The sequence below is a fragment of the Mycoplasma procyoni genome, assembly GCF_017052595.1.
GTDB lineage: Bacteria > Bacillota_I > Bacilli_A > Mycoplasmatales > Metamycoplasmataceae > Mesomycoplasma_A > Mesomycoplasma_A procyoni.
The window spans coordinates 1-10,852 of the sequence record NZ_JAFIDB010000014.1 but is presented as its reverse complement, the minus strand read 5'-3'; the positions used below and the strand labels follow the sequence as shown (position 1 = coordinate 10,852).

General features: G+C 28.7%; 5 protein-coding genes. 2 read left to right on the top strand and 3 right to left on the bottom strand.

From position 1 onward, the window contains the following. Window positions 1-272: 272 nt before the first annotated feature. Window positions 273-3,509, bottom strand: coding sequence for a type I restriction endonuclease subunit R (locus JV122_RS05115; protein WP_205843238.1), 3,237 nt, complete (start codon window positions 3,507-3,509; stop codon window positions 273-275). Window positions 3,510-3,564: 55 nt separating this feature from the next. After that, window positions 3,565-6,141, bottom strand: coding sequence for a type I restriction-modification system subunit M (locus JV122_RS05110; protein WP_205843237.1), 2,577 nt, complete (start codon window positions 6,139-6,141; stop codon window positions 3,565-3,567). A 149-nt stretch (window positions 6,142-6,290) separates the two neighbouring features. Between JV122_RS05110 and JV122_RS04055 the strand changes: the two genes are divergently transcribed. Continuing rightward, complete coding sequence (locus JV122_RS04055; RefSeq protein WP_205843236.1) at window positions 6,291-7,325, top strand: ATP-binding protein; 1,035 nt, start codon at window positions 6,291-6,293, stop codon at window positions 7,323-7,325. A gap of 1 nt (window position 7,326) precedes the next feature. Then, window positions 7,327-9,576 (top strand): S8 family peptidase, encoded by a 2,250-nt coding sequence (locus JV122_RS05105; RefSeq protein WP_205843235.1) that lies wholly within the window; start codon window positions 7,327-7,329, stop codon window positions 9,574-9,576. Between the two features lie 24 nt (window positions 9,577-9,600). On the opposite strand, the gene dcm is transcribed toward JV122_RS05105, so the two are convergent. Beyond that, complete coding sequence (dcm, locus tag JV122_RS04045) at window positions 9,601-10,725, bottom strand: DNA (cytosine-5-)-methyltransferase (RefSeq protein WP_308699327.1); 1,125 nt, start codon at window positions 10,723-10,725, stop codon at window positions 9,601-9,603. Window positions 10,726-10,852: the final 127 nt, after the last annotated feature.

Below are 10,852 nucleotides of genomic sequence, written 5' to 3'. Positions count from 1 at the left end.
AATCCTGTATTTGAGATTCCACCATTAAAAACAGGATATTTTCCGTTTTCTTTTTGTTTTGTTTTTATTACAAACTCTCCACTTGTAATTTCAGTCAAATTTTCGAGGCTTTTAAGTTCTCAAGCGTGAGTAAAATTTTTGAAGCGAATTTTGGGTACATTTTTTGTGTTTTGCATATTTTTATCTCCTTTTAGTTCATATTATTATTTAAATTATACAGCAAATAAATAAAGAGAAAACAAAACGAATACTAAACAGTATTCGTTGTTGTCTTATTTTTCAAATTTATCATGTAGAATAAAATCTAAAATAACTTTTTTAAGTTTTTTCTTAAACATAAACTTTTGTTTAGGGTTAATTTCAGGGAATTTTTTAGCAATATATTCATAAGCAACTTCAGTGTTTATTTTATCTAAAATATCAGCGTCATCACCTTGTTGTCAGAAATCTTTTCTGGAAGAGAAATTAGCATTTTTCTTGTCAATAACAACTGATTTATCTTCAATTCCTAATGCCTCACAAAAGTCATTAACAGCATTTTCTCTTTTTAATTCTTGTCTTTGATTGTGTGTTTTGGTAAATTCAAATTCCTCAACATTTTCATAAAATTGTTTTGGATTTTGTGAAATTTCTTCAACTAATTCAAGAGCATCATCTCTTTCTTGTCCTCAATATGAAGAATAAATTCCTTCTTTTAGTTTTTGTTTATTTTGATTTGAAGGATTTATTAAAGCCTCTTTTACTATTTTGTTTAAATAAATCTCATCAACCATCATACTACTTTCTTCAGAAAAATCTGATGTGGCTCTAATTATTTGTATTTCGTTTCTTGCATCTTGACTTAAATTTTCCATCATTGAAAGCAATTCTCTAGCTTTTCCAAAATATAGATTATTTAGATTTTTAACGTTATAAGGGGTAAAATCAATAATTATTCCTTTTACAGAATCATCCTCTCTTACAAATATAAATTGAGAATTTTCTTCTCTCATTCCTAGTTGTCTTGCTGTAATTCTGTTTGTATTAAAAATACCAAATTGTTTAATAAATTCTCTTAGTTTTTCTTCTGGAATATTATTGTCAATATCAAAAGTATTGTCTTTTTGGTTGTAAGAAATTGTTTTCTTAATTTCTGCAAAGGCATCATTACATCTTGTTATAAATTTTTCGATTGGTAATTGTTGCACTGCTTCCGGTTCTGAAGTATAAAGTTTTAGAGCTTTTTCAGTATTTTCTTTCATAGTATTTGGTTTTCTGAAAATAACTATTCTTCCATGAGGTTTATCATCGCCGAAAATTCTATTTGTTCTTGAAAAAGCTTGAATTAGATTTGCATAATCAATAATTTTATCAATGTACAGTGTGTTAACTCATTTAGAATCATAACCCGTTAACATTTGATTAACAACAATCAAAATATCAAGTTTTTTTTCTGGTTTTGTGTCTATATCAAAATGATTCCCTTTGTGTGCGAGTCTATCTGCAACATCAGCTCTATAGTTTTCATAATCTTCTTGAGAAATTGTGAATTTTGTATCAAATTGTTTGTTGTAATCATCAAGAATGTTTACTACATTTTCTAAAACATTAATAGAATCTGCGTTTTTTTCCTCTTCTTCGCTTACAACTTCGTCTTGATAATTTTGAGAAATTGTAAATTGTGTTGTAACCTTTAAATTATGTTCGCTATTTAGTTTTTTAAACATTTTATAGTATTCAATAGCTTGTTGTATAGAACTTGTTGCAAAAATAGCATGGAATTTACCATTTTTACTAATAGCATTTCAATTTTGAATAATATTTCTAACAACATTTTCTCTGTATTTATCATTATTATAAAAAGAATTTTTAAAGCAAGATTCGACACTTGGGTAGAGTTCTTTTCCAGTTTCTTCATCAATTATAGAGTGTCCGAGTCTTCATGTTTCATTTATAACAAGATCTTGGTAGGTTTGATCTTTAGGGTATAAAGAAAGATTAGCATCACTACAATCAGCAATATTTTTTAGTGAACAATAAGCTCATTTTCTGTATTCTTCTTCACTTGGATAATCTTTTTCAAAAGAAATTTTGAATTTAAGAACGCTTTGATCTTTTATAGCTTCAGCTATAGTGTATTTATGTAAAATTTTTCCAAAAATCCCTTCTGTAACTTGCTCACCTTTGTTGTTATCTTCAAATATTGGAGTTCCTGTAAACCCAAAAAATAGTGCATTTGGAAAACTTTGTTTTATATCGCTCATCATATCTCCAAATGTGCTTCTGTGAGCTTCATCACTTATGAAAACAATTTTTTGATCAAGGAATTTGCTGATTTGACCAGTTTCTTTTATTTCTTTTGCTATTTTAGATGCTTTTTGAATTGAGGTAACAATAATGCTTTCTTGACCTTGTTTACTCTTCAGTTTTTTGAAAAAATCATGAGCATTATGTGTTTCATTTACATTTTCAGGCTTTATGGCAAAGTTTTTAAATTGATTCAAGGTTTGTTTGCCTAATTCAATTCTATCCATTAAGAAAATAACTTTATTTACACCTTTTGTTTCTGTAAGAATTTGGGCAGTTTTATAACTTGTGAGAGTTTTACCAGAACCCGTTGTGTGTCAAATAAATCCACCTTCTTGTTTTTTAGATGCCCAGTTATGACGCTCAACCACATCTCTTATGCTTTTTATAGCATGTACTTGATAGCTCTTGAGAACTTTTAGAGTCTTGTCAGTTTCGTCTGCAACAGAATAGTAAGAAAGCATTTCGTGAGCATGAGGGATTTGTAAAAAGTTTTTAATTACTTCATCATATTGTTGAATGGGTTTATTATTTTCATCTTTTCATGTAAAACGAAACTTTTTATTAAAGCTTTTGTCATTTGCTACATTAGCAAAATATTCCATTTTTTCAGGTGTCATTATTACAAAGAATTGCACTAAAGAAAAGAAGTTTTTATTAAACACTTTTCTTGATCCGTGATATGTTGAAATTTGATTAAATGCTTCGTCAAGCTTACTTGCAGAATCCTTCAGTTCTATATGATAAATCGGCATACCATTAATTAACAACATAAGATCTGCTCTGTGAGTATCCGGTGTTGCGGTAGAGCTGTCTTTTTTATCTATAATTACTTCACTAGCAATTTGGTAAATTGTATCTCCACCACGAACTGCTTCTTTTTTAAAAATATCAAGTGTAACGTGGCGATTTTTAGCGTCTGGATGTAGTCTATTAATTTTAACTTCACCATGATTAATTCATTCGTTTATTTGTCATGGTTCCATGTTTTTAAATTGATCAATAATTTGCTCTAGTTCTTCGGCTGTAAGAGGGTGTTCTCCTAGTCTTTCTTTTTGGCTATTGTTTTTTGTGATTATTTTTCTTCAATTTTCCTTCAGTTTTTCTTCTGTTGGTCAATCAAGAAGATTAGGAAACTCATCCAGTTTAGAGTCTCAATATTGATTTTTAAGTTCTTCAATTACAGCTTGGTGAAATTCTTTTTCATCTTTAAATTTTTTCATTTTTCTCCTTTTTTAGAATTAAAAAATCTAATTAAAGATCTTTTAATTAGTGTTTTTATTTGTTTTGTGTAAGTAGTTTTTTAAAGGCTTCTAAACCTTTCATATCTTCTTCTGAACCAACTAGTTCATCTAATAAAGAAGCTATTTCATTTTGTGTTTTTTCGATTTCTTGATCTAAATCAAATAATGTTTCTTTATATCTTTTTGCAAGAATAACTAATTTAGTTGCTAGTTTTTCTGTGACTGAAGAAGAAAGAGTGTAAAGGTTTGGCATCATTGAACCAATTCATTGGTACTCGAGTGCTTCTTTTATTTCTGATTCACTTAAGTTTTTGTATTTTTCAATCACTTGTTTTTCTAAATCAGCTGATTTTTGTTTGATTTGTGCTGAAATTTCCTTTTCTTTAACAAAGAGATCTGCTACAGTGTTTAAAACAACAAGAAGGTCCTTGTCTTCGTTTGAAAGATCTTCTTTTTTCATTGTTTTAATCAGTTTAGTAACTTCTTTTTCATTAAAGGAAGTTTCGTTTTTGAGTAGGTTTTCAATTTCTTTTTGCTCTTCACTTAAGTTTTCTACTTGCTCACTAAGTTCTTGTTTAATTTGTTCTAAAGAACTATTTAATTCTTCTACTTCTTGACTTAAATTACTAAAGAATTTGGTTCTAATTGTTTCGAGTTTGATGATAGGTTCATCAATTGAAGCAGCATCTTTTAGTTTTTTGTTTAAACCAATGCTGTCTTCATATTCTGAAACTACTTGAGATAGTGAATTCAAGCTTGAAATTTCCTCAAGATTTTCTGAAATTATTTTTCAGTCTCTTGAAAAGATTTCATAACCTTCGTATTCATCAATTAGATGTGAATTTGAAAGAATTTCTAATATTTCATTACCTAATTTAACATAAAGTTCATTTATTTCTTTTGAAGAAATAGAAGGTAATTTACTTAATAAAGCATCTTTTAAAGAAGCCTCAAATGAATTTAGAGAGTTCTTTACTTTTTCTGAAAACGCTATTGTTTCTTTGTTATTGTCAATAATTTCTTTAATAGACTCGATGTCTACTTTAAGTCTATTTGAGTTGTTTGTATCAAAAAGTTGTTCTTTAAGTGATGGAAATTCTTTTCAGTATTTTGAAAACTCATCAATATCTTTTTGAGGAATTCCTCCAAGCATTAAGTTAGAAATATCTCAAGATTCTGTTTTTTCTGAAGAATCAACATAACGTGGGATGTTAAGGTTGTAGTCATTTTTTATGATTTCTTCTTTTGGAACAACTCTTGAGTATTTTTCAACATTCTTTCTTTTGATTACAACATCAAGAATTTTCTTAATGTCAGAGTCTCTTAATTTATTATTTTTTCCATCTTTTTCAAAGTATTTAGAAGCATCAACAAAGAGAATATCAGATGTTGGTCTTGATTTTTTAAGTACCATGATAATTGTTGGAATTCCTGTACCAAAGAAAATATTTGCAGGAAGACCGATAATTGTGTCTATTTGGTTTTTCTCAACAAGGTTTTTTCTGATTTCTGCTTCTGAGTTTCCTCTAAAAAGAACTCCGTGAGGAAGAACAATTGTTGTGATTCCGCTTGGTTTTAAGTGATATAAATCATGTAGTAAGAAAGCGTAATCAGCTTTTGTTTTAGGTGCTAAACCATAACCTGAATATCTTGGATCGCTTGCTTTATTTTCTGGATTTCATTTTAAAGAATAAGGCGGGTTGGATACAACAGCATCTAAATAAAGTTCATTTCCTGTTGGTCAGTCTTGTTCTAAAGTATCAGCTCTTCTTGCTTCAATATTTTCAGGTTGAATTCCTTTCATTAGAAGATTCATTCTTGTTCAGTTATAGGCTTCTGGCATATAATCTTGAGCAAAGTATTTTAAAACTCTTTCTCCTTTTGGTGAGTATTTTGAGATACTTTTACCAATGTGTAATAAAAGAGAACCAGAACCACTTGTAGGGTCGTAAATAGAGAATTTGTCTCCATTTTTTGCACGTTCTTTTAGGTGTTCTCCAACTATTTCAGACATTAAAACAGAAACTTCGTGAGGTGTATAAAACTCCCCTGCTTTTTTACCACCGGTTGCAGCAAATTTAGCAATTAGGTATTCATAAATAAAACCTAATGTATCATAATTTTTGTTCTCAACAACAGGAATTTGATTTACTATAGAGATAACTTTAGTAATATATTGTGCTTGTTGTAATGCTTCATCTCCGGTTTTTGAAATAGTTGTAAGCAATGCACTAAAGATATTTTTAAAAACTGAACTTACATCTTCAAGAACATTATCCTCAAAAATATTGATTGCATCAACAATATTACCTATTTTTAGTTCATGACTATTTTTAACTCAAGTTGAAAACAGATTTTTGTAAGAAATAAAATATCCTCTTTCTTCTTTTAAGTACTCCTTAAGTTCTTCATAATCTTCATAACCTTCGCTTAATATTTCTTTGATGTCAAGCTCTGGATTCTCTGTTTTTACCATTTGTTCTTGAGAATCTGATAAGAACTTATAGAAAAGTAATCCTATAATAATGTCCTTGTATTCATGCGGTTCAACTTTTCCCCGCATGTCGTTTGCAGCAGCTCAAATCTTGCTTGCTAATTTTTGTTTATTCATTTATACTCCTTTAATTTAAATATATTTAAATTATAAACTAAAAACAAAAAAACGCGGTTTTGATTTGCTAATATTTTATTTTTTGTCCCTTTTTTAAATTTATTGTCCCAAGTGTGATATACTTATTTTATTAGAAGGTAGGAATAAAAATGACAAAGGGAAATATTATTAACTTAATTAAATATTACGCACAAAATGATGATAATTCTTTTAGAACTGAAGCTTATTTAATTGCAAATGAATTCAGCAAACTTGGAGACAGACAACTTTCAGAATACATTATTACTTTATTAGCAAATGGAAATACTTTTAGTCCTTCCATTTATGAACAAGAGATGAAATTTGTTAAAAAAATTAACACTAACACAGATCAGTTACCACTTCCTGATGCAATTAAAAATGATATATTAGGAATTGTTAATGCTGCTCAAAAAAAGATTGGCGTTAACAAATTTCTTTTTAGTGGTGCACCAGGAACGGGAAAAACAGAAAGTGCAAAACAAATCGCAAGAATACTTAATAGAGAATTATTTTCTGTTGATTTTTCTTTATTAATTAGTAGTCATTTAGGACAAACATCAAAAAACATAAGCGAGTTGTTTAAGGAAATCAATGAACTTAAACAACCACAAAAAGCAATTATTCTTTTTGATGAAATTGACGTGATTGCTCTAGATAGAGTAAACTCAAATGATGTTAGAGAAATGGGTAGAGCAACATCAACCATTCTTAAAGAACTTGATAATTTAAATCCCAAAATTATGATTATAGCAACATCAAATCTTGTTAATTTATTTGATAAAGCTTTAACAAGAAGATTTGATTTTATTGTTGATTTCAATAGATATTCAAAAGAAGATCTAATTGAAGTTGCAGAAATCATTTTAAACAGTTTTTTAAACAAAACTACTGATGTTTCTAGAAACATAAAACTATTTAGAAAAATCCTTTCTGTTTGCAATACAATTCCATATCCAGGAGACCTAAAAAACATCATTAAAACATCCATTGCTTTTAGTGAACTTAAAAGCGAATTTGATTATCTAAAAAGAATTTATAATCACTTTCAAAACACAGCAACTCCAGATCTAAAAACACTACAAAATCAAGGTTTTACACTTAGGGAAATAGAAATATTAACTGGTGTTTCGAAGAGTCAAGTTTCAAGAGTACTAAAGGATTAAAATGAATGATTTATTAATTTTAAAAGGAAAGTTTGAAACAGCAAAAAATAATTCTGGTTTTCATTTAAACAGCATCAAAGAAACAGAAAAAATAACTTCTTTGGATTTTTTAAGGCTCAAAAATGATTTGGAAAGTGTTTTAAAATTTTGAGAAAATCAGAAGCTTAAAATTACGCCTTTAGTTAATATTCACTATAACAAAGTGATTGCTAAAAGCAACAGAATATCTGCATTTTTTCATGGAAACATACAAAAAAACAATAATTCTATTGTAGGTGCAAAAATTTCTAAAAAGAGCTTTGAACACCACATAATTACTCACTGTGTTGAAAAAGAAATTATCAAAAAAACAATTGATGATTTAGAGATTATGATTCAAGAAGTAGATCAACACTTTAAAGGAGAAATCACTCATCAAGATCATAAAAAACTAATTGCTACTGCTTCTGAAAAATTTAATTATAAACTTCCCAAAACTCTTTTTGTTAACTATATCAATGACGCTTCTCATATAACTAAAATAAGTGTTCAAACAGAAATTGATGATTTTGATTTTGCAAATCAATCATTAATTACTATTTATGAAACAAATAAAAAAACAAGAGAAATACTGGATGAATTGGGATTTGATGCGAATAATATTTACATCATAGATGACACTACTATGTTATTAAATAAAGATCAAATTGAGTTATTAAAACAAAAAGCACCTTTTTTAATTTCTATGGGAATAAGCGATCTTACAGAAATAGCACCAATCTCTGATCCGGAGAAAAAAGATAATAAAAAAGATATTGTTTTTAGTATTCATAAACCAACAAATGAGCCTATAATTGGTGTTATTGACACAATGTTTGATAAAGAAGTTTATTTTGGTGATTGAGTAGAATTTGAAAATAAAGTTAATCCAAATCTTGGATTAAGTTCAAAAGATTTTTATCACGGAACTTCTGTTTCTTCAATAATAGTTGATGGACCAAGATTAAATCCTTGATTAGATGATGGTTGTGGTAATTTTAGAGTTAAGCATTTTGGAGTTGCTAAGCATGATTTTTTAAGTTCCTTTAGTTTAATGAAAGCTATCCAAGAAATTGTTTTAGAAAATAAACATATTAAGGTTTGAAATATTTCATTAGGTTCTTCAAGAGAAGTTAATGAGAATTTTTGTTCTTTTGAAGCTTCAATTTTAGATAAAATTCAAGCAGAAAACAATGTAATTTTTGTTGTTGCAGGAACTAACAAAAACTCAAACCACTCAGTTCAAAAAGTAGGTGCACCAGCAGATTCACTCAATTCAGTTGTTGTTAATTCAGTTGATCAAAACAAAAAACCAACAGATTACTCAAGAAAAGGACCTGTTTTATCTTTTTTTAATAAGCCAGACATAAGTTATTATGGTGGAAGTGATTCTAAAAAAATAAGAGTTTGCTCAAACACAGGAGAAAGCTTTGTGATGGGAACTTCTTTTGCAGCTCCTTGGATAGCTAGAAAGCTTGCTTATTTAATAGAAATAATGCACTTTAGTAAAGAAGAAGCTAAAGCTTTATTAATTCATAGTGCAACCGAATGAAACAACAATCTAGAAGATATTGAGCATAAAGGTTATGGAGTAGTTCCAATTAAAATTAGTGATATTTTATCAACTAAAAAAGATGAAATAAGGTTTATTATTAATTCAGAAATAAAACAATATCAGACCTACAATAATAAAATTCCTGTTCCTGTTATAGAAAGAAAACATCCTTACATTGCCAAAATGACAATGGTCTATTTTCCAAGATGCACAAGATCTCAAGGAGTGGACTATACAAATGTCGAGCTTGATCTTAAATTTGGAAGAATGCATTATAAAAACAATGCTTTTCAATTGGAAAGTATTGATAAAAATAGTCAAGATAAAAAACTTACAACAGAACAAAGAGCTAGAAATCAATACAGAAAATGAGATAATGTTAAACATTTTTCTGAATCACTTGTTTGCAAAAATGGAAGAAAAAGAATTGCTAAAAAAGCCTATCTGGAAAATCCTTTATGAGCAATTGATATCAAAACAAAAACAAGATTAAACACAGAAGATAGAAATAATCTTAAGTTTGCTTTAGTAATAACACTAAAGGAATTAAATGGAAAAAATCGCATTGATAATTTTGTTAAACTGTGCAACTATTATGGTTGAATAGTTGAAAGAGTAAATATAGAAAACAGAATCGATATATTTAATAAATCTACAGAAAAAATAGAGTTTGATTAAAAAAACTCGCTATGCGAGTTATGTTTATTGTGTTTGTGCAATTCTTTTGCAAATATCATAAATTATAGGAATGCACACAGTATTTCCAAGTAAATCCAAACTTTCTTTATATTTTAGAAAATCTAAATTATAGTCCTCTGGATAACCAAATAACCTTAAGCCCTCTCTTATGGTTATTTTTCTTATTCCTCCATTATCAATAACTCCTAATTTTTCTACATCTGTCGCAACAAGTGTTGGGGTAACATCATTAGGATCAAGGATTTTAGAAAATTCAAACGATAATTTTCCGGTTACAATGTTATATCCCTTTTGTTTAGAAGTATCATATTCTCTCTTTTTGTTAACTAATTTTTTAGGGTACTCAAAAACTAAATATCCTTTTTTGACCAAATCATCTAAAAGTTCTTGAAGATTTTCTGCATCAAAAAATGTTTGTATTTGTTGTTTTGTTAGCGGCATTCCATCCATTCACTCAATTCCTATTTCCTGTGCTCAAATCTTTTTTCTTCTTTCTTTTAGTAACTGATTCAATAGATCTCTTTGTGTTTGTGATACCTTCCCCTTTAGATCGATATCTCAAGAGTGAATGTTATCATCGCCACCTCTTTTGTCTTTAATGGACTTTCCATATAGTTCATTAAGCGAAAAACGAGAGAGTAATTTTTCTGTAAAGGAGCTACTAATTATATCTTTTCCTTGCTCTTGAATGTCTATGAATTTAGATTCTCTTTCAGCAAAGTTATTTAGATCAATTAAGTCACTTTTTGTGCCAACAATGTAAACTCTTTTTCTGCTTTGAGCTAATCCGAACTTAAGCGAATCTATCAGTTTATAGCTAACTTTATAACCTAAATTAGTCAAAGATTCCAGTATTATTTTTAGTGTTTCTCCCTTTTCGTGATTTATTAATCCTTCAACATTTTCAAGAATAAAACCTTTTGGATTCTTGTCTTTTAGAATTCTTTCAATTTCAAAAAATAGAGTTCCTCGCGTATCGTTAAAACCATCTCTTTTTCCTGCGGATGAAAATGGTTGGCAAGGAAAACCAGCAAGCAGAAAATCAAAATCTGGAATGTTTTCTGATTTTATTTTTGTAATATCACCACTTACTTCGCTTTCTTTAAAATTATTTTTATAGGCTGAAATTAAAGTGGGACAGAAAACTTAACAACACATTGTTAAGTTTTTTTGTTCCACTTTATGGTTACTTAAGCCCTCCCCCTAGGGGGAGGGGCGGCGGGCCTGCCGGGCAAAAAAGAAAGGAAAAAATGTC